The sequence below is a fragment of the Martelella sp. FLE1502 genome (assembly GCF_053484255.1).
Genome location: NZ_JBAKFQ010000096.1, coordinates 1 through 206, shown reverse-complemented (window position 1 = coordinate 206; position 206 = coordinate 1). Strand labels below are relative to the sequence as shown.

The following is a 206-nucleotide window of genomic DNA, read 5'->3' as shown; positions in this document are numbered from 1 at the left end:
AATGGCAGATACCTTCTATAGTAAAAAAGCAACCTTGGCAGAAGCAGATCCATTTGTTAGAGCACTGTTTGCTTGGCACGCGATTGAAGAAATGGAACATCGTGATGTTGCTTTTGATGTGATGCGCGAAGTCGGTGAAGTCCCAGAAGCGACCCGTCGCTTTGCTTTGGTTTTCACGACAGTGATGATGTTTGGTTTTACTCTAT

At 44.2% G+C, this 206-nt stretch carries 1 protein-coding gene; it reads left to right on the top strand.

Going from position 1 to position 206, the window contains the following annotated elements:
- A partial coding sequence (locus tag V6767_RS22825) for a metal-dependent hydrolase (RefSeq protein WP_448475525.1) occupies window positions 1-206 on the top strand: 206 nt, incomplete at both ends.